The 23,695-nt window shown below is 57.7% G+C and carries 21 protein-coding genes; 13 read left to right on the plus strand and 8 right to left on the minus strand.

The window, feature by feature from the left end; all coding sequences use genetic code 11:
- Window positions 1–133: 133 nt before the first annotated feature.
- The 3 genes from ACZ48V_RS08895 to ACZ48V_RS08905 are packed head-to-tail and all read right to left on the minus strand — an operon-like array spanning window position 134 to window position 2,081.
- Complete coding sequence (locus ACZ48V_RS08895; protein ID WP_464538402.1) at window positions 134–1,291, minus strand: PP2C family protein-serine/threonine phosphatase; 1,158 nt, start codon at window positions 1,289–1,291, stop codon at window positions 134–136.
- Complete coding sequence (locus tag ACZ48V_RS08900; RefSeq protein WP_464538403.1) at window positions 1,270–1,731, minus strand: ATP-binding protein; 462 nt, start codon at window positions 1,729–1,731, stop codon at window positions 1,270–1,272. Before ACZ48V_RS08900 ends, ACZ48V_RS08895 begins: the two co-directional genes overlap by 22 nt.
- Before the next feature lie 11 nt (window positions 1,732–1,742).
- Complete coding sequence (locus ACZ48V_RS08905; protein ID WP_464538404.1) at window positions 1,743–2,081, minus strand: STAS domain-containing protein; 339 nt, start codon at window positions 2,079–2,081, stop codon at window positions 1,743–1,745.
- A 202-nt stretch (window positions 2,082–2,283) separates the two neighbouring features.
- On the opposite strand from ACZ48V_RS08905, the gene ACZ48V_RS08910 reads away from it, so the two are divergent.
- The 8 genes from ACZ48V_RS08910 to rplI all read left to right on the plus strand — a co-directional run bounded on the left by ACZ48V_RS08910 (window position 2,284) and on the right by rplI (window position 10,302).
- Window positions 2,284–2,847: an LptA/OstA family protein gene (locus ACZ48V_RS08910; RefSeq protein ID WP_464538405.1), complete on the plus strand. Its 564-nt coding sequence runs from the start codon at window positions 2,284–2,286 to the stop codon at window positions 2,845–2,847.
- A 78-nt stretch (window positions 2,848–2,925) separates the two neighbouring features.
- Window positions 2,926–4,608 (plus strand): OstA-like protein, encoded by a 1,683-nt coding sequence (locus ACZ48V_RS08915; RefSeq protein ID WP_464538406.1) that lies wholly within the window; start codon window positions 2,926–2,928, stop codon window positions 4,606–4,608.
- Window positions 4,609–4,898: 290 nt separating this feature from the next.
- Window positions 4,899–5,648 carry an LPS export ABC transporter ATP-binding protein gene (gene lptB, locus ACZ48V_RS08920; RefSeq protein ID WP_464538407.1) on the plus strand — a complete coding sequence of 250 codons (750 nt, stop codon included), beginning with the start codon at window positions 4,899–4,901 and terminating at the stop codon, window positions 5,646–5,648.
- Between the two features lie 157 nt (window positions 5,649–5,805).
- A complete protein-coding gene (glmS, locus tag ACZ48V_RS08925) occupies window positions 5,806–7,641 on the plus strand; it encodes a glutamine--fructose-6-phosphate transaminase (isomerizing) (protein ID WP_464538408.1) in 1,836 nt (611 codons plus the stop codon).
- A 164-nt stretch (window positions 7,642–7,805) separates the two neighbouring features.
- On the plus strand, window positions 7,806–8,879 hold the full coding sequence (prfA, locus tag ACZ48V_RS08930) for a peptide chain release factor 1 (RefSeq protein ID WP_464538409.1): 1,074 nt from the start codon (window positions 7,806–7,808) through the stop codon (window positions 8,877–8,879).
- A 297-nt stretch (window positions 8,880–9,176) separates the two neighbouring features.
- Window positions 9,177–9,545 carry a 30S ribosomal protein S6 gene (gene rpsF / locus ACZ48V_RS08935; protein ID WP_464538410.1) on the plus strand — a complete coding sequence of 123 codons (369 nt, stop codon included), beginning with the start codon at window positions 9,177–9,179 and terminating at the stop codon, window positions 9,543–9,545.
- A 53-nt stretch (window positions 9,546–9,598) separates the two neighbouring features.
- Window positions 9,599–9,808, plus strand: a complete 210-nt coding sequence (gene rpsR, locus ACZ48V_RS08940; protein ID WP_464538411.1) for a 30S ribosomal protein S18 — start codon at window positions 9,599–9,601, stop codon at window positions 9,806–9,808.
- 47 nt (window positions 9,809–9,855) lie between these two features.
- Entirely contained in the window at window positions 9,856–10,302 is a 447-nt protein-coding gene (gene rplI, locus ACZ48V_RS08945) for a 50S ribosomal protein L9 (protein WP_464538412.1), read from the plus strand.
- 249 nt (window positions 10,303–10,551) lie between these two features.
- Here the strand turns inward: rplI and mltA are convergent, their stop codons facing one another.
- Window positions 10,552–11,775 carry a murein transglycosylase A gene (mltA, locus tag ACZ48V_RS08950; protein WP_464538413.1) on the minus strand — a complete coding sequence of 408 codons (1,224 nt, stop codon included), beginning with the start codon at window positions 11,773–11,775 and terminating at the stop codon, window positions 10,552–10,554.
- 67 nt (window positions 11,776–11,842) lie between these two features.
- Window positions 11,843–12,244, minus strand: coding sequence for a methylglyoxal synthase (locus ACZ48V_RS08955; protein WP_464538414.1), 402 nt, complete (start codon window positions 12,242–12,244; stop codon window positions 11,843–11,845).
- 163 nt (window positions 12,245–12,407) lie between these two features.
- On the opposite strand from ACZ48V_RS08955, the gene fdxA reads away from it, so the two are divergent.
- On the plus strand, window positions 12,408–12,752 hold the full coding sequence (gene fdxA, locus ACZ48V_RS08960; protein WP_353563840.1) for a ferredoxin FdxA: 345 nt from the start codon (window positions 12,408–12,410) through the stop codon (window positions 12,750–12,752).
- Between the two features lie 30 nt (window positions 12,753–12,782).
- On the opposite strand, the gene ACZ48V_RS08965 is transcribed toward fdxA, so the two are convergent.
- Window positions 12,783–13,550: an IS5 family transposase gene (locus tag ACZ48V_RS08965; protein WP_464538415.1), complete on the minus strand. Its 768-nt coding sequence runs from the start codon at window positions 13,548–13,550 to the stop codon at window positions 12,783–12,785.
- An 871-nt stretch (window positions 13,551–14,421) separates the two neighbouring features.
- Between ACZ48V_RS08965 and ACZ48V_RS08970 the strand changes: the two genes are divergently transcribed.
- A complete protein-coding gene (locus ACZ48V_RS08970; RefSeq protein WP_464538416.1) occupies window positions 14,422–16,719 on the plus strand; it encodes a fasciclin domain-containing protein in 2,298 nt (765 codons plus the stop codon).
- A gap of 291 nt (window positions 16,720–17,010) precedes the next feature.
- Here the strand turns inward: ACZ48V_RS08970 and ACZ48V_RS08975 are convergent, their stop codons facing one another.
- Together ACZ48V_RS08975 and ACZ48V_RS08980 are read right to left on the minus strand one after the other, a co-directional pair.
- Window positions 17,011–18,582, minus strand: coding sequence for a Na+/H+ antiporter NhaC family protein (locus tag ACZ48V_RS08975; RefSeq protein ID WP_464538417.1), 1,572 nt, complete (start codon window positions 18,580–18,582; stop codon window positions 17,011–17,013).
- 294 nt (window positions 18,583–18,876) lie between these two features.
- Entirely contained in the window at window positions 18,877–19,353 is a 477-nt protein-coding gene (locus ACZ48V_RS08980; RefSeq protein WP_464538418.1) for a hypothetical protein, read from the minus strand.
- 220 nt (window positions 19,354–19,573) lie between these two features.
- Between ACZ48V_RS08980 and ACZ48V_RS08985 the strand changes: the two genes are divergently transcribed.
- From ACZ48V_RS08985 to ACZ48V_RS08995, 3 genes are all read left to right on the plus strand, one after another.
- Window positions 19,574–21,124, plus strand: a complete 1,551-nt coding sequence (locus ACZ48V_RS08985; RefSeq protein WP_464538419.1) for a magnesium chelatase — start codon at window positions 19,574–19,576, stop codon at window positions 21,122–21,124.
- A 205-nt stretch (window positions 21,125–21,329) separates the two neighbouring features.
- The gene (locus ACZ48V_RS08990) at window positions 21,330–22,082 is read left to right on the plus strand and encodes a glycosyltransferase family 2 protein (RefSeq protein WP_464538420.1); all 753 of its coding nucleotides are present in this window, start codon (window positions 21,330–21,332) and stop codon (window positions 22,080–22,082) included.
- A gap of 349 nt (window positions 22,083–22,431) precedes the next feature.
- Window positions 22,432–23,361 (plus strand): branched-chain amino acid transaminase, encoded by a 930-nt coding sequence (locus ACZ48V_RS08995; RefSeq protein ID WP_464538421.1) that lies wholly within the window; start codon window positions 22,432–22,434, stop codon window positions 23,359–23,361.
- Window positions 23,362–23,695 lie beyond the last annotated feature (334 nt).

Consider the following 23,695-nt stretch of genomic DNA (forward strand, 5'->3'; position numbering starts at 1 on the left):
TGGCACAGGTGTGTACATGGAGTTGTGTGCATGAGTGCACGCATGAGCAGGCATGAAGAGTAAGCCCGAGTTACCGGTGTTCTTTACGGGCTGTTTTTTTTGCGGCGTTGAGCGGGTGCGCTTCCGCTCAACGTTATGAGTTGATCGACCCGGAAACACGAGCCACCGACGTGGAGGTGTCGGCGGTGCGCTTGAGCCAGAAAATCAGTGTATCATCCTTATAGTGAGACCACGGCGACCGTTTAAGCGCTCCGTCCCAGATTGCATCAACGGGATGATCTGACCGATAAGCCTCTTGGGTGAGCGCCCGAATGCCCTCCTCGCCCAGGGTCGACCCTTCACGCGTCGGCTGTTCCAGCAATCCATCGGTGTATGCGACGAACGCCGTGCCGGGATCGAGGGTGAGGGTGTGTTGCGAAAATGAGGTGTCAGGTGTAAGCCCCAGGAGAATGTCGCTATCCTCGACAAGCGTGCTTGCATTCTCATCAACAAGAAGAGGCCGGCAGTGCCCGGCATTCGAGAAAGTGACTGTGTGCGCGTTAGGATCCCACACAAAGAGAAGAAAGGACGCGAATGTGTCGGTGAGGACCTGATCCTCAAGCAGGAGCGTGTTTATGTGGGCCATCATATCGGCTGGGGCTGGAACGTCATCTAACCGAGCACGCAGGCTGGCCCGCACGTAGCTCAGGAAACTGTAGGCATAGAACTTGGCCTGCAGGCCTTTTCCCATCACATCACCGATTGCAAAAAAGTACCGCCCGTCATCCAACTGGCTCCAGTCGAGCAAGTCACCACCGCCCTGCTCACTCGGCTCGTATCGTACAACGAGCTCGTGGCCGCGCATCTCAGGGAGCGCATCAGGCATAAGGCGCTGCGAGAAATCGTGCCCCAGCTGGGTATCCAGCCGGTTGCTGAAGACCTCAACGCGTTCAAGAAGCCGCTTCGCACGCGACACAAGCTGTTTCATGTCGAAGGGCTTCGTAATAAAGTCATCTACACCCAGACGCATGCCCGTCATGTGAGCGTCCTCGTCGGTTCGGGCTGTCAGAAAAATGAACGGGATTGCGCGTGTGTCGGGCTGCGTCTGCAGCTCCTCGAGCAGGGTAAACCCATCCATGCGCGGCATCATTACGTCAGAGATGATGAGGTCAGGGCGCCGGTCCGAAATTTTGTCGAGCGCGTCAACGCCGTCGACAGCGGTAACGACAGCACAGTGACTCTCAAGACGGTAGGAGAGCAGTTCGCGTAACGTGGCATCATCTTCAACGATTAAAATAGTACGTTCATCCATGGGTCATGATCATAGGGAATTGAAGCCGTGAACTGGTATTCCGCAGGAGGACGTGACCGATACGATACATCAGTTGCGCATGCGTCAATGATGCGAAGTCCCATCTGGGATTCAGGTAAGGGAAGGGTGTTGGATTGCATCTCAAAAAGCGACGCTTCCAGGTCGAACCCCGTAGAGTTGTCGGCAACCTCGCAGCGAGCCAACGTTTCTGAGAGCGACACGCGCACAGAGATGCGCGGAACACCTGAAAATGTAGCATGACGCATGAGGTTGGCCAGCCATTCGTGCAGAACAAGCTGCAGGTAATGACGCGTACGTGAAGGGGGCACATGGCTCCCCGAAGCCGATTCAGAGGTCGGCCACGACTGGCGCAGGACAGCGCGCACATCATCAAGCGCTCCGTCCGGGTCGGTATACGTCCGTTGGAAAAGCAGGCTCATAGAAGCAATCGTTAAGTCAGGTCGGCCTGCGCATCGGCAACCGAATCATACTGAGGAAACACCTTGTAGGTGCGTGTAAGTTCAACCACAACACGCACAGGCTCTGAGCTGCCTGCAAAAACGACCGTACCGTTGTGCGTGGCTACGCGACGATATAACGAGAACACTGCACCAAGCCCCGAAGAGTCGAGGACGTCGGTATCCGAAAAGTCGAGAATGAAGTTGCGCTTGCCATCGTCGATCGGAGGATGAACAGCGTCTTTGAAAGCCTCTGCATTGCGAAAATCAAGCGTGTCGCCCACAGTAACAACAAGGGTGTCGTCTGACACCGGTCGGGTGTGAAAGCTCATTTTAGCGTATTTGATTAGAGGGTGAGTAGCGAAGGGGTGCAGACCTGCAGGCAGCGTGTTACAAAGAGCCGTTCAGTAGAAATAAGTCAGAAGCAAACTTCATGCAACCCACTGTACACATGTAGAATACAAATTGAAGCTATTTTAAACAGTGCACAGAAGTAAAGATCTCATATTGATTGACCGTTTCGCTGCCGTTATTGTGAAAATTTGTATCGGTGCGATCGTTATTGCAGGACTTACCGGATGCGAGCGCCGTAGCGGAATGCCTCCCGAGGCGTTGGAAGCCGACCGCGAGCTACGACCTGTGCAGATTACATACGATCCGCATATTGTGTTGCACGAAGGGCGTCGCGAGCGCGCGATCCTCTCGGGGCCTCGCATGTTTCAATACGAAACGTCGGACAGCACCTACTCCGTACTGCGCGGTCCCGAAGGAGACATGACAACACGCATTCACGTTCAGCTTTTTTCGCCGGAGGGCGATTCCTCCGCTACCATCGCGGCCGATAGCTTGCTCTACTTCGCCCGCGAGGGGCGCGCCGACGCATACGGCAACGTCGTGATTCGCACCGCCGATCGCGAGCTGTACAGCGAGCATGTGGTGTGGCGGCAGAGCGACCGCCGGGTGCGCTCGTCTCGCTACGTGCGTATCGTAACGCCCAACGAAACGCTCAACGGACGTGGTATCGTTGCCGACGAGGATCTGTCTTCGTACCAGATCGGGCGCTTCGCTGCTGAAGTCGACCTGGATGATGAAGAATAGCGCTTGCCCCTGCGTTAAAAAGCTTTAGAGCCTGTTTGAGGCTTCTGTCATGAAATCACGAACAGTCGCCCTTGCTTCATGAAGCTACTTCGCCTCCCTGCTTACATTGCGCGCATTGTTGTTATTGCGCGCATCGCGCGATGCCTCCAGGTCTGCTGTAGGGCATGGGGGATGCGCATCGTGGTACTGGGTATGGCGATCATGGTGCTTACAGGAAGTTTCCTTCTCGGTGAAGCACGCGCTCAGCAGACAGACCCTGCAGCCTCCGACACAACCCGTTCGCGCGCTTACGTAGAAGCTGATTCGCTCAGTGCGCAGGTTATCGATGATGAACGTGTGCAAGAGCTGATCGGAGATGTATTTGTGAAGCAGGACTCCACCGAACTGCGTTCGGAAAAGGCATTTCGCTATCTGGATCGCGACGAGTTTCTCTTTCTGCGCGCTGTAGAGATTGTGGAAGGCCCCGATACCCTGCGGGCCGATACCGTGCGATACGAACGGCGCAACGATCTCGGATTCGCTTTCGGGAACGTAGAACTCACCGACGGCGACGTCGAGGTGCGCTCAAGCGAAGCCATCTACTTCTTCGATGAGCGCCGCGCTGTGTTCGAGCAGGCCGTCGAGCTTGAAGATAGCACAGCCGTGCTACGCAGCGACCGGGGCACCTACCTGTCTCCTGAGCGCCGGGCCGATTTCGCTGGAAACGTTACGCTCGATGATCCGGCCTCGTGGCTCGAAGCAGACTCCCTCTCGTACTACCGCGACCGTCGCCGCTCCGAGGCTTTTGGGCGCGTATTTATTGACCGCGACCCGGGAGCAGCTGCTATCGATCCCGAAGGCGCTCCAGTCGACGATGATGAGGAGGATACCCGCACCTGGCTCTTTGGAGACACCGCGATCAACGACGAGGATGAGCGCCGCAGCGACGTGCGCGGCAACGCACTCATGGTGCAGGTGCGTGCCGACTCCATGGGAGCGCCCAGCGATACCGTTATCGTAGATGCCGACCGCCTGCTGGCCCAGCGCAGCGATACGCTAAACCGCCTCACAGCAATCGAGGACGTGCGCGTATGGCAGCGTGAAATCGCTGCAGATGCCGACTCGCTTGTCTACGATCGTACTGTACGTCCCGATACGTCTACCGCGCCCCCGTTTGAGGAGTCACGGCTCTTTGGGGATCCAAACGCGTGGTTTGAAAACGCACAGGTGCATGGCGACACGCTGCGCACGGTCGTGCGTAACCGGACTATTGACTCGTTGTACGTATTTAGCAATGCGTTTGCAGCCGAAGAAGACACGGTGCTTCAACGCATCCAGCAGCTGCGTGGGCGCAACATGACAGCGGCCTTTCGAGAGGGGGACCTGCGCACCATCCGCGCCTTCCCCAATGCAGAAACCATCCGATTTATTGAAGAGGACGGACGGCTCGCACGTGGCGCTGAAGCCTCAGGGGATGAGATCGTTATCGAATTTGATGACCAACAGACACTTGAGCGAGTGCGTGTGCTTGCGGGGATACAGGGCATGCTCTACGAGCCGCATCTCATCCCCGACCCGTTTCAGCTTGAAGGCTTCCGGTGGACGCCCAATGCACGGCCACTCAAGCCCGTGCTGCTAAGCGATGAGCGGTTTCGTGCACGAGTCGAACAGGGGTGGTCGTTCGACGTGCCACGCACACAGATCGTGCGCCGTCCACCTGATGACTCCAGGCCGAGACAAGGGGCCAACGGCACAATGCGGCGTTCAACTGCTCTGGACTGAGAGCCTGTTTTGATTTATTAATTTGGGCTATGAGCGGCTTCAATAGGGTGGGGCCGAAGGTTATACCCCTGGTGCAAATTGCCCCCAATATACTTGCGTCAGTCGAGCTGTGCCTTCGTGTCGGCCCGTAGCCCCGGCTACGAACCGCCATCGTGGTTCAATTTTCGCTGCATTGCCGCTCGCTCTCGCCTGCAAACCAAAACCCAAACAGGCTCTGAAGCCAGTCCGCCCCGAATGTGCCAAACGAAGCCGGACTGACCAACGCTGTGTCAAATAAATCTTCTACCTTTATGGCGTCGATTGAAAACCCGTACACGTTGCATGCTGAAGGGCTCACCAAACGATACGGGAAGCGCACCGTTGTAAAATCAGTTGATCTGAAGGTCCGCCAAGGGGAGGTCGTTGGGCTCCTCGGGCCGAATGGCGCAGGCAAGACCACAACGTTTCACATGGTGGTCGGACTGGTTCGCCCGAACAAGGGGCGAGTCTCTCTCAACGATGAAGATATTACCCGACTGCCCATGTACAAACGGGCACGGCGCGGCATCGGCTACTTGGCGCAGGAGACCTCCGTATTTCGGGAGCTCACTGTTGAGAACAACCTGCACGCTGTACTCGAATTTCAGTCGATCAGTAAAGAGGAGCGGCACCACCGAGTGGCGTCGCTGCTCGACGAGTTTGGGCTTGATCGCGTACGCAACTCAAAGGGATATTCGCTCTCCGGCGGTGAGCGCCGCCGCACGGAAATCGCTCGGGCACTGGCCACAGAACCAAACTTCTTCCTACTCGACGAACCGTTTGCGGGCGTAGACCCCATTGCCGTAGAAGACATCCAGGAGATCGTTGGTGGACTTAAGGAGCGGGGCATTGGCGTGTTGATTACCGATCACAACGTTCACGAAACGCTCGCGATCACCGACCGTGCCTACCTTTTGTATGAAGGCCGCATATTAAAGCAGGGTACGGCAGAAGAACTTGCTGCAGATCCTGAGGTCCGGAAGCGCTACCTCGGCGAAAAATTCTCTCTCGACCGTTATTAAAGAGCCAATAAGGATGCATCCACAGTTGCATTCGCAGTCTTGTGTTACGTTACTGTGTACGCACTAACTTCCCTCGGTTGGTGTATGTGGCCTATATCTTGTTGTACACTATCTCATGAGGACGCCCCTCCTTCTTTTACACAACTAAACGACGACTATGTGCGGAATTGTTGGATACATCGGTGAAAAGCAGGCCGAAAAAATTTTGATGACAGGCCTGCAGCGTCTTGAGTACCGCGGGTACGACTCGGCAGGCGTAGCTATCGTGGATGGAGACACGCTCCACACCACAAAGCGTGAGGGCAAGGTGAATGAGCTTGCCTCAGCACTTGAAAGCGCGCCAATCACCGGTTCGCTCGGTATTGGACATACGCGTTGGGCGACCCACGGCCCCCCCAGCGATCGTAATGCACATCCTCATGTAAGCTCCGATGGCACCTTTGCTTTGGTGCACAACGGCATCATCGAGAACTACACCGTGCTGCGCAGGCGCCTCAAAGAGAAAGGGTACACCTTCCAGAGCGACACCGACACTGAAGTGCTCGTCTACCTCATTGAAGAGGTGCAGGACGAAACAGGGCTTGACCTTCCCGAAGCGGTACGGCAGGCTCTCACGCAGGTCATTGGTACGTACGGCATCGCGGTGGTTTCTGCGTCGGACCCCGACCTGCTGATCGCAGCCCGCAAAGGAAGTCCGCTACTTATTGGCATTGGCGATGGGGAGTACTTCCTGGGGTCTGATGCTGCTCCGCTCGTTGAGCACACGCGTCAGGTCGTGTACCTGAGCGACGGAGAGATCGTGACGATCCGTCGGGGGGGCTACCAGGTGCGTACTATTGAAAACGTACCGCTTGAGAAGGAGGTGCATGAACTGGAGTGGACGCTCGGGGAGATCGAGAAGGGGGGATACGAACACTTCATGCAGAAAGAGATCATGGAGCAGCCGACCGCGCTCGAAGATGCCATGCGTGGACGCGTGTTGCCTGAGGAAAACAAAATTGTTCTGGGCGGGCTACACGATGTGATGGATAAGCTGCGCGATGCCGACCGCGTCATTATTGCCGCCTGCGGTACGTCATGGCACTCGGCTCTCGTCGGAGAATATCTCATCGAGCATTTCGCACGTACGCCCGTCGAGGTCGAATATGCCAGCGAGTTCCGCTATCGGAATCCGATCTTGCGAGACGGCGATGTCGTCCTTGTTATTTCGCAGAGCGGCGAAACCGCCGATACGCTGGCAGCCGTACGCGAAGCCAAACGGCAGGGTATTCTCTGTCTCGGCGTCTGCAACGTCGTTGGCTCCACGATTGCCCGCGAGACAGACGCGGGTGTGTATCTGCATGCCGGTCCTGAAATTGGTGTGGCGTCAACGAAAGCATTTACCGCTCAGGTGCTGGTGCTGGCCATGATCGCGCTCAAGATGGCTGAAGGACGTACGCTTAGCAACGCCGAGTTTGCCGACGCTGTCCACGCGCTCGCCTCAATCCCGGATAAAGTGCGTACCACGCTTGAAATGGACGGGCAGATCGAGAAGATGGCGAACATCTATCGCTACTCCTCGAACTTCCTGTACCTCGGGCGCGGGTTTAACTTCCCCGTTGCGCTGGAGGGGGCCCTCAAGTTGAAAGAGATCTCATACATCCATGCCGAGGGCTACCCGGCTGCCGAGATGAAGCACGGGCCGATCGCGCTGATCGATCGGTTCATGCCGGTGGTCTTCATTGCACTGAAAGACAGCACCTACGACAAGGTTGTCTCAAACATTGAGGAAGTAGCGGCACGCGACGGGTCCGTCATCGCGATTACCGATGAGGGCAACGGCGACCTGGATGAGCTCTGTGAGTATGTGCTTCGCATCCCTAAAACACAAGAGTTTCTCTCGCCGCTGCTTGCGGTGGTGCCGCTGCAGCTGCTGTCGTATCACATCGCTGTGATGCGGGGGTGTGACGTAGACCAGCCGCGCAATCTGGCTAAGAGCGTGACGGTGGAGTAAAGCTACCTCACGCGGTGCCGCTGCGGATGCCCTTCGCTCTGGGCATGCCCCATAAGCCCCCCTTCATTCGTAAAAGAAGCGAAGCCTCGCCACGGCGACGAACCCGTGTGCGGGGCTTCTCGTTGGATTGCCCCGTTATTTTGCCACGAGTCTTTGCGCTGTGTATGATCGAGCTGGAGAAGCTGGACAAGATTAAAAACCGATTCGACGAGATCGAGCAGATGATGGCCGATCCGGAGATTGCTACGGACCCGCAGAAGATGTCGGAGCTCGGACAAGAGCATGGCCAGCTGCGTGAGGTCATTGAAGCGATCAACACGTACGAGAACTTGCTCAGCGAGCGTAGCGATCTGAAAGAGATGGTGTCGGATGAGTCGGGTGAGATGGCCGATCTGGCACAGGACGAACTCAGAAAGCTGAACGACCGTCTGCCCGAGGTAGAGGCTGACCTGAAGGACAAGCTTATTCCGAAAGACCCGGAGGATCGCAAGAACGCGATCATCGAAATTCGTGCAGGCACCGGCGGCGACGAGGCTGCTATCTTTGCGGGCGACCTCTACCGCATGTACGTCAAGTATGCGGAGAAAAAGGGGTGGACGCACGAGGTGATTGACGCGTCGTATGGCTCGCATGGCGGCTTCAAGGAGATCACGTTTAGCCTGGGCGGCCCCGAGGTGTTCGGTACGATGAAGTATGAGAGCGGTGTGCACCGCGTGCAGCGCGTGCCTGAAACCGAGTCGAGCGGGCGCATCCACACGTCGGCGGCCACAGTTGCCGTCTTGCCTGAAGCGGAGGAGGTCGACATCGACATCAAACCTCACGAGCTCAACGTAGATACGTACCGTGCCAGCGGTCCAGGGGGGCAGTCGGTGAACACGACCGACTCAGCCATCCGCATCACGCACCTTCCTACGAAACTGGTTGTTACGTGTCAGGATGAGAAGAGCCAGCACAAGAACCGCGACAAAGCTATGCGGGTATTGCGTTCGCGTCTCTATGAAATGAAGCTGGAGAAGCAGCGTGAAGAGCGGGCCGAGGAGCGCCGCTCACAGATTGGCTCGGGCGACCGCTCGGCAAAGATCCGCACCTACAACTTTCCGCAAGACCGGGTTACCGACCATCGGATGGAAGGCGACAACAAGAACTACGCGCTGGGCGATATCATCGAGGGCGACCTGGATCCGGTGCTTGACGCGCTGAAAGCCGAAGAGCATGCCGAGCGGCTGGCTCAGTTGTAGGCGCCGGTTCGAAGTGGCTCGTTCCCCTGTTTCGCGGGCAGAACGTGTGCCGAGGGGGGATGCCCGTGCAGCGTGAAGCACGTGAGGCGTACATGTGCATTCAATTCGTGACTATTTCAACGCAGCAAGGCCACATTCAGTACGTGAGTGTGTATGCCTATGCTGTCACGATGCGGCGCAGATCGACGCGGCGTTTGTGATCCCTGCTCCAACTGGCTTCTCGGGCGCCTACCGGTGCCTGCAGCCACAGACCGGGGCATGAACTATCCGTTTCATTCCACAGGGATATTTTCTCTTATGGCTTCCGAAAACATGTACGAGCTTACCTACATCATCAGTGGGGTGGCTCAGCAGAACCAGGTTGACGACATTGTCAACTCCGTAAACAGCTTCATCCGTGAGAACGGTACGCTTGAGTATGTCGACGAGTGGGGCAACCAGCGCCTTGCGTACGAGATCGACAAGAAGCGCAGCGGCTACTACGTGAATCTCTACTTCAAAGCACCCGGTTCCGTGGTGCCGAAGCTGGAGCGCCAGCTGCAGCTCAACGACCAGATCCTCCGCTACATGACGCTGCGCATGGATGCGAAGATGATCCGCCACTACAAGCGCCAGACCCAGGCAGCGGCCGACGTAGCCGCCGAAGTTGCTGAAGATGAGGCGTAAGCGTCTCCTTCCCTCGACTCTGCTGTACCCATACAATCTGATTCTACATTATTATGGCTCGTAACGACCAAGACTTCGAACACGTTGAGTACGTTGACTACAAGGACACCGAGTTCTTGGAGCAGTTCATCAACAACCAGGGCAAGATTCTGCCGCGCCGCGTAGGCGACGTGCCTGCCCGTGTGCAGCGCCAGCTCACGCGCGCCATCAAGCGCGCCCGCCAGCTCGCATTGCTGCCGTACGTATCCGACAACGTGCGATAGCTTTTTCCGCTCTCTGTTGTTGAACTTACTATCTATCAGACGACACTATGGACGTTATTCTACTTCAAGACGTTGACCACCTGGGCTCGAAAGGCGAAGTCCACGAAGTGGCCAACGGATACGGACGCAACTACCTGATTCCACAGGGCATGGCGCGCCTCGCTACAGAAGGGGCCGTGCGCCAGCTAAAAGAAGAACAGCGTCAGGCGGCGCGCAAGGTGGCCGCTAAGAAAGAAGAGGCCGAGCGCGTGGCCGAGGAGCTCGAAGATATGCAGGTGGTGTTCACGGCGAAAGTCGGGGAAGAGAACCGCATCTTCGGTACCATTACTACGCAGCAGATCGCGGTGGAGCTCGCCAACCGGGGCTTCGAAATCGACCGGCGCGATATCGAGCTGCACGAAGACATTCGCGTGATCGGTACATATAAGGCAAACATCAATCTACATTCTGAAGTAGACGCGACCCTCGACATTCAGGTGATCCCTGAATCGTAGGTCACCCCCTCCAGACCTAACATGCTGCATGTGCCCGCTTGTCCTTGATTGGGATGAGCGGGCGCGTTGCGTTGGGGCGGTTGGAGTGCCTTGTACTGGATGCATCTGTTATTGCAAGAAAAGATGTAGGCCGCTTATCCGGACGCGGGTTTACAGGGAAGACGGCGTACCCTGTACGCGAAAGAAACCCTGTTCAAAAGAAGAGCGGCACGCATCCCCCCGAACCCACCTTGCGGATAAGGCAGGGTACTACGACCCCAGAAACACGGCACGGGGCACAAGCACGTACCAGCGGGCCGGGTGCTGCATGCGTCCGGCGCGGGTTTCGGCGTTGGGGCCGTTGCCCCAGAAGACGTCGCCGCGGAGCGGTCCGCGGATGGCGCCGCCGGTGTCCTGAGCTACCATGAGGCGCTGAAAGGGTACAGCGGTGGTGTCGTTGGGAGCGGCCGTTGGGGCCGTGCCGTCGATCCACACGGGGGTGCCGAGGGGAACGAAGGCGGGGTCTACGGCGAGGGAGTGCTCGGGGATGAGTGGTACGCCCTGGGAACCGATGGGCCCGTCTTCGGGGTCGAGGTCGGTTCGCTCCTGAAAGAAGATGTACGAGGCGTTGCGATTCATGAGGTCATCGGCCTGCTCGGGGTGTGCGGCAAGCCAGTCGCGGATGCGCTGCATGGACATCTCTTCGCGGGGCACCTCGCCCATCTCGATCAGATCGCGGCCGATGGCCCGGTAGGGCTGTCCGTTCTGTCCGGCATAGCCGACGCGCGTGAGCGACCCGTCGCGCAGCTCGATGCGTCCTGAGCCTTGAATCTGAAGGAAAAACTTGTCGACGCGGCTGTCGACCCAGAGGAAGCCAAGGTCGTGCTCGCGCAGGGCGCCGGCCTCGATGGCCGCGCGGTCGTAATACGGACGCACCTGGTTGCCATCGACGCGCCCCAGCAGCGTTTCATCCTCGAACCGGTCTCGAAACGCGCTGAGATCAATGCGCACCAGGTCGGGCGGCGGAGCGCGTAGCGGTTCGGTGTAGGGTCCGATGGGTGTGCGCGACCCGTTCAGGATCGGCTCGTAGTAGCCGGTGAGGAGCGGTTCGGCGTTCCGTACGTGCAGCTGGATCGGCTGGAAGAGCTGCCAGAAGCGCTGTTCGATCGATACCGAGTCGGGGCGTTCGGCCAGGCGCATGCAGGCGTGCTGCCAGGCCCCGACGGTGCCATACCAGGCGCGATCGGGGTGCATGGCCTCGTCGGGAGCGCGGCTGCCCCAAGTGCTGCAGGAACGGAGCATGGCCTCGGCCGCCGGGGCGGCGTTCGCCTCGCTCCAGCCGGGCAGCTCGCTCCAGGTCGTAAAGGTAGCGGCAAACGCGGTGGGGGGCTCGGGCGTGTCGGGCGGGTCGCACCCCAGAATGCCCATGCCCAGCAGCATGCCCATGATGAACAGCGGCATGCGTCGTCGTGCCGCGAGGAGGAATGGAGGCATATGAGCGCGTTTGTGTTGGCGAAGGATCAGTAGAAGGAGAAGAGCCGGGCAGGGGGAGGCGTAGCGTCTACGTCGCTTCGGTGGTGGGAGCCACGAACTCCGTTGTCAGCAGCATACGAGCGGTCGGCTCGTTGGTGGCCAGCGGCGTGTTTTTGACCACGCAGGTTCGCAGCAGCGTCTGGATGTCGGGCTCGTGCGGGTGCTTGCCCTGCGGATCGATGAAGAAAATAACCGCATCGACCAGTCCATCGACCACGTCGGCTGCAATCTGCACATCGCCTCCGAGCGGGCCGGACTCTTTGCGATCGACGGTGAGGTCGAGCTCGTCTTGAAGAAGGCCGCCCGTGGTCCCGGTGGCAATGATGTTAAACTGACGGAGCTGTTCGGCGTGATGATGCGCGAACGAGATCATATCGGCTTTTTTGCCGTCGTGCGCAATGAGAGCGAGGGTACGTGTGGAGGTAGACATAGCTGGGAGGGGCCAGGTGGGTGCAGGTAGGGGTAAAAATATAAGCACGAGCTCCAAAACCGTAATGGACCCGCAACGGGTGGTGGGCGGCTGGAACTGCATAGAAGATACTGACTAACACGCATCCGAATCAACCGTCGAATCTCCCTTTATCTCGCGTTTCATGCCGTACGTCGTTACCGAGCCCTGCATCAACTGCAAGTACACCGATTGCGTCGAGGTCTGTCCGGTCGACTGCTTCTACGAAGGCCCGAACTTTTTGGCCATTCAGCCGGAGGAGTGCATCGACTGCAACGCTTGCGTGCCCGTGTGCCCGACCGAAGCCATCTACCCCGACGACGAGCTTCCCGAGGAGTACGTGCACTATATCCAATGGAATGAGTACCTCGCCAACCAGTGGCGAGAGATGGGCTACAACATCACTGAAAAGAAAGACCCGCCCGAAGATGCAGAGGAGTGGGAGACGAAAGAGAAGTCGGAAGAAGACATTTTGACGTGGGACGTATAGCGGTTCAATGGTAAGAGCCTGTTTTGATTTTTAGCAGAGCCGATTGAGGGCGATTTTCAGCATCGCAAGCCGAATCATCATTTTGCTGGTCTGGGTGTGGTGCTCGTAGTCCCGCGTCAGTCGGCGCCATCCGCCGAACCAACCGAACGTCCGCTCTACAATCCACCGCTTCGGTTCGACCGCAAAGCCGCGCCGGTCCTCAGGCGGTTCAACGACCTCAAGGGTCCATCCCGTTTGCTCGTGCACCGTCTGTTGGATATCGCCCTGATAGGCGCTATCGGCGTAGACGGTCTCCACGCGATTGGTGTGCCAGGCCACCGGGCGAAGCACATGCATCAGCCACTGCGTTTCATGGTCATTGGCCGCATGCACGATCACCGACCAGAGCAGACCTTCGGTGTCTACGGCAACGTGCCGTTTTCGCCCATAGACCCGTTTGTAGGCGTCAAACCCGGCAATACCTCCGGCCCGCGAGGTCGAGACCGACTGGCAATCCACCAAGAGCACGCTTGGCTCCCCAGGCCGACCGGCCTGCCGCCGCGCGGTGCGCCGAACGGCACTGAGCACCGCTTGCAAGCGCCCGTTCTCGCGCCACGTGCGGAGGTAGTAGTACACCGTCTGCCATGGGGCAAAGTCCCCAGGCAACATTCGCCACTGGCACCCCGTTTTGAGGACGTAGAGCATCGCGTCAATGATGTCGCGGCGCAGGTCGTGGCGACGCTTACGTTGGGGAAAGTAGAACCGAATAGCCTTCCATTGGGAGTCTGTCAGGTCGGAGTCGTAGTGCTTCTGGCGCATGGGCAACCGGCCGTTCGTTTGGAGAATGAGTGTAGTGATTCATTCCGAAAACGAGGCAGGCTCCCGGTTCGTTGGGCCCCTCTTTGTTAGCTAAGTGTGAATCCAAAACAGGCTCTAAGTGGTTGCCATGTAGGTCACTTCATCACAGTTCGCTGCCCCCCTCTGTCTGCCGAGCTTCGCCGCAGGCGTGATCCTGTGGACATCTCCCCCTTGGACAAGGGGAGAAACCCGACACAAGCCCGCAGGGCGACTGATGGAGCGAAGCGGAATAAGGGAGAGGGGGTTCGTTCGACTGATAGGAGACTCCGATGGCCAATTGCTTGATCACGTAGCGTCTATCCACTGCCCTTTCTCACCTTGACGTGTGAGAGTAAACGATAGAGCCGCTGCAAGCATGCCTGCGTGCCGGACGAGATTCTGGCTGCGTGGGCATCTTTATGGCAATGCCTTTTTATGGTGATGCCTTCGTAATGATAATCATTTCATGTTATGCAAGGCTGTTTTTTTGCAGGATGCGTGTCTATTTTACAGTCTTGAGTGCGTTACCCCTGGTTCATTCTTTCCATCATCGTGAAGTGTTTTGAAGCGCTTCCATTGCATCCTCGGATCGAATGCCCTATGTTCTACAATGTAGCGCATAAACAGACAACTTGAAACATCTACGTGTCCGTTCAGCGCGATAGAGCGCATGCGCAGGAAGATCAATACAACCTCTGAACAACCGTTTCATAAATCAACCAACGACCCATGTTGAACACGATGTTACGCGGCTCACGTATGGCCGTTTACCTGCTTGCGATGGCGCTTGTGCTATCGCTTGCCGCTTGCGACAGCGACGATCCGGTTTCTCCGGAACCACCAGGAAATGGCGATGACGACAACGGGGACGGAGCCTACGCTGCTGATAGATATCATTGACAGCGAGGAAGACCTGTCAGGTCTCAGTGCAGCGCTGGCGGACTTCGGCCTCACCAATCAGGTAGCCGATCCTGAGGTAACGATCACTGTGTTCGCGCCGAGCAACACAGCCTTCCAAGAAATCATCGACCTCAGCGACGTCGGGGATAGTCCCTTAGTCGATGATGTTGAGGATTTCTTCGGAGGCATTGTTGCATATCACGTCACAGATGGCGAGGTGCTGGCTGGTGATCTTTCCGATGGACAGACAATAACGCCTCTTCGCGCCGCGGCAGACCCAGATGCCCAGCTTAACGTCTCAATTGATGACGACGGGTCGGTGCGTATAAACGGTGCACCCGTCAGTACGACAGACCTTACAGCTGATAACGGCGTGATTCACATTATTGACGGGCTGTTGCTTGAGAATCGTTCGCTGCCTGAACGGCTTGGACTGACTCGTGCAACGAACCAGCTGGCTGCTGCAGCACTGTCCGTCGGAGCTGGCGAAGATATTGGTGGGTTGGAGAATGCAACGCTCTTCGCGCCGCGCAACATTCAGGATGCGATTGCTGACGCCGAGCTGGATCTGACCGATGAGGAGCTTGCCAGTGCGCTTCAATACCATGTGATCTTCGACGAAGAAAACGGTCTGATTGACTCGGATCAGCTCGGTAGCCTTCTGGAAGATGGTGATGGAGAAATCACAGTCTCGACAGAACAGGGAGAAGACCTGACGATTGTGCGAGATGGTGATGACATCGTCTTCAACGGTGGTCAAGCCATCCTCGATCAAGATGCACTCGACAAGTTCACCGATAACTTCGCAAACGTTTTTCACGTAATCGACGGCGTACTGCTGCCGCCGAGCATCGTACGAGATAACGCGGATGCCATTTCGTACGACCTCGCTGCCCAGTCAAACAACGGTGCAATCTCTGACGGTGTGAACGGTACCGCTACGTTCTGGCGTTATGGCGACACGCAGACGATCGTCACGCTGGAGCTGACCGACGGCGCCACTGGTGCGAGCGTATCGCATCCTGCGCACATCCACAACAATAGCGCTGAAGATGGTGGCGACATTGCATTCTACCTGACGCCGATCGACGGCTCGGATGAAGGCGCTTCCAGCGCTCGCGTGATCGACGTGCCGTTCGACGAGCTGGTTAACTTTGATGGGTATATCAACATCCACGAGAGTGTAGCTGAGCTGGGTAACGTTGTTTCACAAGGTAATATCGGTGCGAATGCATTCGGCACCGCGCGGGAAGGACTTGACTTTATCGAGTCGCCGCGTACGACTGACTACGACTTGGCGGCCAATGCCAACGACGGAAGCGTAGCCCCCGACGGTATTCCAGCTACTGCCACGTTCCTTGAGCTGACCAGCGATCTCACGCTCGTTACGCTCGACATGGACACTGATGGTGAAACAGGAGCCAACGTGTCGCACCCAGCGCACATTCACAACAACACCGCTTCAGAGAGCGGCGACATTGCGTTCTACCTGGGCCCGATTGACGGGACTGATCCAGCCTCGCGTAGCAGCAAAATCGTGCCTGAATCATACGATACGCTCACCGATTTCAACGGCTACATCAACATCCACGAAAGCCTAGCGAACCTGAGCGCGGTCGTTTCGCAGGGTAACATTGGCATCAATGCTGGCCTTATCTCGATCGCGGAGGCGCGTGCCCTTGACGACGATGCAGAGGTTACCATTGGAGGCACTCTGACCCGTGCGAAGGGCCGATACCTGTTCATTCAAGATGATACAGCGGGTCTTCTGCTTTTTGACTTCGACGGATTCAACGACCAGCTTGATGCAGGGGACCTTGCGATTGGTGACGAAATCCGTATAGATGGTCGTATGGACACCTTCAATGAGCAACGTCAGATTCGTATTGATGATGACGCGTTCGGTATTGAGGTGGTATCTTCAGGCAACGAATTGCCTAATGTGCCTACTATCACGCTAAATGAGCTCAACAGCAACCCAGAAGACTACATTCATCAGCTGGTGCGGGTTGAAAACTTCACCATTGATCCTGATGGAGATGCCGAGTTTCAGGCTGGTGGTGCTGCTGGAAACTACGACATCGATGACGGCACGGCAACCAGTGTGTTGCGTCTTGAAGGAAATAATAGCTCCGAGTATGAAGGAGAGCCTATTCCTGGAGGCGAAGTTACCTTTCAAGGTGCTGTCACGCAGTTCCAAGGCACGTATCAGCTGCACCTCGCGCTGGAGTCTGATCTCATCGTAGAGTAAACAAGATAGCCAAACTGATGCCTGCCAATGCAGGTGTTGCTATCCTTGAAAAGCCGCCTCCTACTTCAGGGAGGCGGCTTTTCTTTTTGTGCGTCATGCAGATTCACTGGATACAAGGCGCAACCCCTTGTGCGCCTCTTTTCATTGCAACCGGAGTAGGGACACGGCGCGCCGTGTCCCTACCTAACGGGGAGCGACTTTTTGAACGCATCAGACCGAAACCACCACATATTGCAGATCGAGCAGATGGTGGTCTGTTTTCGATGCAGACAACACGTCTCCACTTCCACCTCACACCGCAAAGAAGGCCAGCCCCGTGTAGGCCGCCGCAGCCAGGAGTCCCGCCATGATAGCCAGCGGAAACTGGGTGTAGACGTGATCCATCAGGTCGGTGCCGGTGGCAAGCGAGGAGAGGATCGTCGTATCCGAAATCGGGGAGCACTGATCGCCAAAGACGCTTCCGCCGACCACGGCACCGAAGCAGAGCGTGATGAAGAACGGCTCGGGGGCCACAGCCCACGCCAAGGGCATTGCAACCGGGAAAACCACCGCGTACGTGCCCCACGAAGTGCCCGTCGAGAACGCGATCAGCAGGCAGAGGCCCATCAGCAGCGCGGGTAAGGTGGCCGGTAAGAGCACATCGCCCAGCGCAGCCACCACGTAGTCGGCGGTGCCCACCGCATCAGCGACCTCTTTAAGTGTGACCGCCAGTGCGAGAATAATCGCGCCGATGGTAACGCCCCGGCAGCCATCCACAAAGCCGTCGATCGCGTCCTGCAGTTCCATGCCCTTCGCGAGCGCGACGATCATGCCGACCAGCGCCGCCAGCACAAAGGCTTCGGCGATGAGCAGCGTCGGGTCGTCGGTGCGGCCCAGGTAGAAGTAGGTGACCATGTACGGAATAATCGCGACGCTCAGCAGCACCCCGATGGGACCGAAGAAGTCCGTGAGTCCCGGACGATAGGTCTCGGGTACTTTCATCTCGGTAAGGTCTTTGGCGGCGAGGGGATTGGCGCCCTCGCGGTCGAGTTTGCCCGTGCTGCGGGCCCGGTCCATCGCGGCGCGCATCTGCTTGCCCGGTACGAACGGCAGCTTCTCCCACGCAAAGAGCAGCGTGATGATCACCGCGAAGATCGCGTAGAAGTTGTAGGGGAGCGACGAGAAGAAAAACGCGATGCCCTGCTGCGAGGTCTCAAGCAGGGGGATCGTGCCTGCTACGAGTCCGCCCACGTAGATGGGCCACACGTTAAACGGGATGAGCGTAGCCGCGGGCGAGGCGGTCGAATCCACCATATACGAGAGCTCTTCGTGAGATACGTTGTGCTCGTCGCTGATCGGGCGCACCGTAGCGCCGGTGAGTACAGTGCTTACCGTGCCGCCCTGGTGGAAGACCAGTCCCATGATCCAGGTAAAGAACTTCGCCGAGCGAGGGCCGCGCACGATGAGTCCGCTCGCCCAGCGTGCAAAGCGCAGAGCGCCGCCGGTGCGGGTCCAGAGTCCGATAAGTCCGCCCAGCGCCCACAGGTAGACAAGCAGAATCAGCGCGAAGTCCTGCGTGCCGATCGCCGGGATGAGAAACTCCTGTACGATGTTAAGCTCGCCTGCTACAACGCCGCCTACGGCAACGCCCAGAAAGAGGGCACTCACCACCTCGCGCGTGTAGAACGCCAGTACAATGGCGACCAGGGGCGGAAGCAGTGACCAGATGCCAAAGTGGCCGTTCACCTCTGGTGCCCGTCCGCTGAGCCCCACCGCACCGGCGATGAGCAGTAGCGCCACTCCGATAAAGATCCAGCGGGGACTGCCATGCGGCGTCGCAGATTCGGAAGCGCTTTCTGCAGAAGTCGTAGGCGATGATTCCATAGGGGAGGGAGCATCAACAGCAAAAAAGAATGCACCCCCTATAGTAATGGATACAAGGCAGGGTGTCCAGCATAACTCGCAACGCGCCACAGGGAACGCGCCAGAGCAGAGCGGCGCCCAGGAGGGAAATGAACAGAAAGAGGCGCTCGCGGTCGCGCCATTACATCGTTCAGGCGGATGCGTGACGCATCCGCCTGAACACCGTCTTTGAGCCGACTACCGAGACGGACAAACGTTAGGACGTGTGTCGTAGTGCCGGGGCAGTGCTGAAAAGGAGCGCTAAAAAGAGAGGCTCTAAAAGTAGTATCGAAGTCCAAGCCCGCCCCCGATATCGCCGCTGGTGCTTGGAATCAGATCAATGCGCGGCGTAAGATGCCCGAAGAACTCGACGTGATTGTTCGCCATCCAGTTCAGTCCGATGCGACCGCTCATGCCAAGAACAGCGTCTTCATCGCGGACCCCGATGTAAGCGCCGGGCCCAAAGAACCACTCGAGGCCGGATACATTCTGGGCCTGAATCGCCTGGTTGAACTGAGCATGCGCATTCAGGAAGAAGAACTCATTCAGGTCCCAGGCCGCAAGAAAGTCATACGAAGGGCCGCCTGCATTATAGAGCTTGACGGTGACCCCACTGGGCGACCCGATCTGCCCGCCCAGTCCAATACTGCCGGAGGCGCGCTGGGCGTCTGCCGATCCAACAGCTACGAGCGCGCTCAGCAGCAGCATAGCCCCGAACGTATACAGGTGCTGGTAGAAAGGAGAAGTATGCATAAACATTCTGTAAGTGGATGAAGGAGGAATGGCGCATTGCAGCATCAACATACCGCATGGGGATGCGCACGTTGCGTAACATAATCGCGAAGTTGCGTGCTGGCCTGTATATACGGCGACACGGGAGGCCAGGGGGCTGCCGTAAGAGGAACAGCCCAAAACACCGGGCGTGCCAGTGTGCAGCATACTCCTGCACGCTTATCTGTCTTGTTCTCGCTTTATGATACACCCTGACACGGCTCATCCTGACATCAGTACACTTGGCGGACTTCGTGCGTCTGGATACACGCAGCGCACCGTCAAAGAAGAGATGCGTGCGAACCTGATGCGCAAGCTCCAGACCGGCGAAAAGATCTTTCCCGGTGTGATCGGATACGACCGCACCGTCATCCCGCAGCTTCAGAACGCAATTCTGAGCAAGCACGACATCATATTGCTCGGACTGCGTGGGCAGGCGAAGAGTCGTATTGTGCGCATGCTGCCCCGTCTGCTGAACGAGTGGACCCCTGTCCTGAAAGACACGCCGCTGAACGAGCATCCGTACGATCCGCTCACGAAGCAGGGGCGAGAACTGGTAGAGGAATACGGCGACGAGGCTCCCATCGACTGGCTGCCGCGCTCGGCGCGCTACGGTGAGAAGCTGGCGACGCCCGATACCACGATCGCTGATCTCATTGGCGATATCGACCCGATTAAGGCAGCCAACCTGCGCCTCACCTATGCGGATGAAGAGATCATTCACTTTGGCATCATCCCGCGCACGAACCGGGGCATCTTCGCGATCAACGAACTGCCCGACCTACAGCCGCGCATCCAGGTGGGACTGCTCAACATTATGGAAGAGCAGGACATTCAGATTCGGGGGTTCAACGTACGCTTCCCGCTCGACGTGATGCTGGTGTTTTCGGCCAACCCCGAAGACTACACCAGCCGCGGGAATCTGATTACGCCGCTTAAAGACCGCATCGACAGTCAGATTATCACCCACTACCCGAAGACGGTGGACGTGGGCATGGCGATCACCGACCAGGAGGCCTGGCAAGACCGATCCGACGGCGATCGAGCGATGCCGGTCGACGTCTCCATTCCGTATGTCTTTCGCGAGATCGTGGAGCAAATTGCTTTTGAGGCGCGCAACAGCGAATACATCGACCAGAAGTCCGGGGTCTCTGTGCGGGTGACGCGCGCCGCTATGGAGCTGTTGATCTCCGCTGCTGAACGCCGCTCGCTGATCAACGGTGAAGACACAACGAGCGTGCGGGTGAGCGATCTGCTCCACCTGGCACCCGCCATCACCGGCAAGGTTGAGCTTGTCTACGAGGGTGAGCAAGAGGGGGCAGAGAACGTTGCCTATACGCTTATCGGGCGCGCCATCCGCACTGTGTTTACGCAGTACTTCCCGGATCCGGCCGACAAAGGTGGGGAGCGTGAGCGCTATGCCGATGTGCTGGCCTGGTTCACAAAAAACAACAGCGTACGCCTCAACCAGGACCTGTCGGATAACGAGTATCGGTCACGTCTCAAGGCCGTTGAGGGCTTGCAGGAGGTGGTCGACGACGAAACGTCGCCCGGCTCTGAAGCGCAGCGCATGGTCATGATGGAGATGGTGCTTGAGGCGCTGCATCAGAACTCGCTCATTGGCAAAGAGATGAGCGATGATGGACAAGCATACAGCGATATTATGGGGTCGATGCTCTCGTCGTTCGGCAACGGCGGATTCGATGAGGACGACTTCGACGATGATGACTTTGACATGGACGATTTTCAGTAGCACAGGGGTTGGGTCTCGGAGGGCGTGGTTTTACGCGCTGCCGAATGAACCGTAACGGCACACTGCCTTGCTGACACGTAGATCTGCCCCGTAGGCTTGCAGACCTCGTCTCGGAGTGCGCGTACCCGCGTTTCGCGACCGGTGTACTCCTGTGGGTGCCTGTTGCGCTTTCCGCTTCCACTGGTAGGATTCTATTGTGTCGTACATGAAAACGCTTGTCATCATCCCTGCATTCAACGAGGCGAAAGCGATCGGGCAGGTCATTGATGACCTGCCTGCGCATCGCGTAGATGAGGTTGTAGTGGTTAACAACGCCTCGACCGATGCAACCGAGCGCAATGCCCGGGCGGCAGGGGCTACGGTTGTGCGCGAGTCGGAGCAAGGATACGGTGCCGCCTGCCTGCGTGGACTGGCATACGCATCCCACCAGGACCCGGACATAGTTGTATTTCTGGATGGCGACTACAGCGATCATCCCGACGAGCTCCCGCGACTGGTCGATCCCATTTGTAGCGGAGAGACCGACTTTGTGATCGGTTCGCGCATGCGGGGCGAGTCCGAGCCGGGTGCTTTGCTCCCGCAGGCACAGATTGGGAATCGACTTGCGTGTACGCTTATGCGATGGATCTGGGGCGTGCGCTACACCGACCTTGGTCCCTTTCGGGCGATTCGCTACGACGCGCTGCAGCGCCTGAACATGCGCGATCGTACGTTCGGGTGGACCATCGAGATGCAGATCAAGGCAGCCGAAGCGGGGCTTCGTATCCGTGAGGTGCCGGTGTCGTACCGGCGCCGCGTCGGGGTGTCGAAAATCACCGGCACCGTGTCGGGGACGGTACGGGCGAGTGCCAAGATTCTGTGGACGATCGCCCGGTATGCCGTCCGGTCGCCCCACATGGTGCCCCACGTGCACGAAAGCGCTTCCAGTATTCAAACTGAATACGCTGAAGCTCCCTGAACTTTCGGGCGCTTTATGCCGTTTCTATGTTGTCTTAAGTTGCTTCTTTCGGTGCTACCCCCGACAGTCCCAAACGCTCCTGTCCGAATCAGAGGCGTTTTGTTTTGAGGGTATAGCGCCTTGAGGGCATGCTGCTACGAGACCATACCGCTACATGGCAATGAGGAGGCTCTGTGCCTCTGAGCTCTGTGCGTTCGGCTCGCTATTCTTAGTTGCCCATACAGCTAGCCCTTTCAAGAGATGCGCTGTTGTTAAATAACGGCTGTTAAACGATGGCTGTTAGACAAAAGGTAGCGTTTTGCAACCTGAGACCTATCATCTTTTGCATGCTTTACATACCCCTGCTTCCATGAGTTACGATATCTGGTTCAATGGATCGTTTGTGCCTTACGAAGAGGCACAAATCCATGTGCTTTCGCACGTCGTCCACTACGGTTCGTCCGTATTTGAAGGCATCCGCTGCTACGAGACCGAGCAAGGGTCGGCCATATTTCGGCTGGACGAGCATATGAAACGGCTGGAGAACTCGGCGAAGATCCACCGTATGGAGGTCCCGTACGACCTTGATGCGCTGAACCAGGCGGTCATAGATACGGTGGAGCGGAGCGGGTTGCCGGAATGCTACATCCGCCCGGTGGTCTTTCGGGGCATGGGACCGATGGGGGTCAACCCGCTTGAGAACAGCGTAGAGACGATTGTCGCTGTGTGGGAGTGGGGCAAGTACCTCGGCGAAGAAGCACTGGAAAAGGGCGTCGACGTAGAAGTGGCAAGCTGGAACCGCATGGCGCCGAACACGCTGCCTGCGATGGCCAAGGCGGGGGGCAACTACCTGAATGCCTCCCTGGTAAAGATGGATGCAGTTAAAAACGGCATGACGGAAGGCATCATGCTGAGTACGAATGGGTATCTTGCCGAAGGCAGCGGCGAGAACCTGTTTATTGTTAAGGATGGCAAACTCTACACGGCGCCTGTAGGGCTATCGATTCTGCCGGGTATTACCCGCGATGCTATCATCCAACTGGCACGCGAGCGGGGCTACTCGGTTGAGGAGAAGACCATTCCGCGCGAAGCGCTATACATCGCCGACGAACTCTTCTTCACCGGCACTGCCGCAGAAGTTACGCCGATTCGTAGCGTCGATCACTACACTGTTGGCTCAGGGTCGCGCGGTCCGATTACAAAGGAGCTGCAAGATGCGTTCTTTGATATTGTGGAGGGAGGAAATGACCCCCACGACTGGCTTACGTTCGTTGACATCCCCGAGTCGGTCACGGCTTAACCCACAAACCCAACACGGCCTGAGCGACCCGTCTCCGAGCATTGCCAGACGCCGTCGCTCCACGTTATGAAGACTGCCGAAGCGGCTCCCTGTGTCTTCTGCGCACAGGGAGCCGCTTCGCGTTGTGTGCGGACAAACGGTTGCAAGGCGCTGCGGGGATGCGCTCCTCGGCTCCTCGCAATGACATCCTCAACGATACGCCCGTAAGAGCCTGTTTGGGTTTTGGTTTGCAGGCGAGAGCGAGCGCCGCTGAGGCGAAAATTGGACCACGATGGAGATTCGTAGCCGGGGCTACGGGCCGACATCGGGGGCAATTTGCACCAGGGGCATGACT

It is taken from the genome of Longimonas haloalkaliphila (assembly GCF_055379825.1).

Bases quoted from the DNA above. Each gene is read 5' to 3' on its own strand.
- ACZ48V_RS08955 (WP_464538414.1), bottom strand. From the start codon at position 12,244: ATGTCTACCTCCACACGTACCCTCGCTCTCATTGCGCACGACGGCAAA.
- ACZ48V_RS08980 (WP_464538418.1), bottom strand. From the start codon at position 19,353: ATGCATACTTCTCCTTTCTACCAGCACCTGTATACGTTCGGGGCTATG.
- ACZ48V_RS08975 (WP_464538417.1), bottom strand. From the start codon at position 18,582: ATGGAATCATCGCCTACGACTTCTGCAGAAAGCGCTTCCGAATCTGCG.
- ACZ48V_RS08970 (WP_464538416.1), top strand. From the start codon at position 14,422: ATGACGACAACGGGGACGGAGCCTACGCTGCTGATAGATATCATTGAC.
- ACZ48V_RS08995 (WP_464538421.1), top strand. From the start codon at position 22,432: ATGAGTTACGATATCTGGTTCAATGGATCGTTTGTGCCTTACGAAGAG.
- lptB (WP_464538407.1), top strand. From the start codon at position 4,899: ATGGCGTCGATTGAAAACCCGTACACGTTGCATGCTGAAGGGCTCACC.
- rplI (WP_464538412.1), top strand. From the start codon at position 9,856: ATGGACGTTATTCTACTTCAAGACGTTGACCACCTGGGCTCGAAAGGC.
- ACZ48V_RS08915 (WP_464538406.1), top strand. From the start codon at position 2,926: ATGAAGCTACTTCGCCTCCCTGCTTACATTGCGCGCATTGTTGTTATT.
- ACZ48V_RS08905 (WP_464538404.1), bottom strand. From the start codon at position 2,081: ATGAGCTTTCACACCCGACCGGTGTCAGACGACACCCTTGTTGTTACT.
- ACZ48V_RS08985 (WP_464538419.1), top strand. From the start codon at position 19,574: ATGATACACCCTGACACGGCTCATCCTGACATCAGTACACTTGGCGGA.
- rpsF (WP_464538410.1), top strand. From the start codon at position 9,177: ATGGCTTCCGAAAACATGTACGAGCTTACCTACATCATCAGTGGGGTG.
- ACZ48V_RS08990 (WP_464538420.1), top strand. From the start codon at position 21,330: ATGAAAACGCTTGTCATCATCCCTGCATTCAACGAGGCGAAAGCGATC.
- ACZ48V_RS08895 (WP_464538402.1), bottom strand. From the start codon at position 1,291: ATGGATGAACGTACTATTTTAATCGTTGAAGATGATGCCACGTTACGC.
- rpsR (WP_464538411.1), top strand. From the start codon at position 9,599: ATGGCTCGTAACGACCAAGACTTCGAACACGTTGAGTACGTTGACTAC.
- ACZ48V_RS08900 (WP_464538403.1), bottom strand. From the start codon at position 1,731: ATGAGCCTGCTTTTCCAACGGACGTATACCGACCCGGACGGAGCGCTT.
- ACZ48V_RS08965 (WP_464538415.1), bottom strand. From the start codon at position 13,550: ATGCGCCAGAAGCACTACGACTCCGACCTGACAGACTCCCAATGGAAG.
- fdxA (WP_353563840.1), top strand. From the start codon at position 12,408: ATGCCGTACGTCGTTACCGAGCCCTGCATCAACTGCAAGTACACCGAT.
- mltA (WP_464538413.1), bottom strand. From the start codon at position 11,775: ATGCCTCCATTCCTCCTCGCGGCACGACGACGCATGCCGCTGTTCATC.
- prfA (WP_464538409.1), top strand. From the start codon at position 7,806: ATGATCGAGCTGGAGAAGCTGGACAAGATTAAAAACCGATTCGACGAG.
- glmS (WP_464538408.1), top strand. From the start codon at position 5,806: ATGTGCGGAATTGTTGGATACATCGGTGAAAAGCAGGCCGAAAAAATT.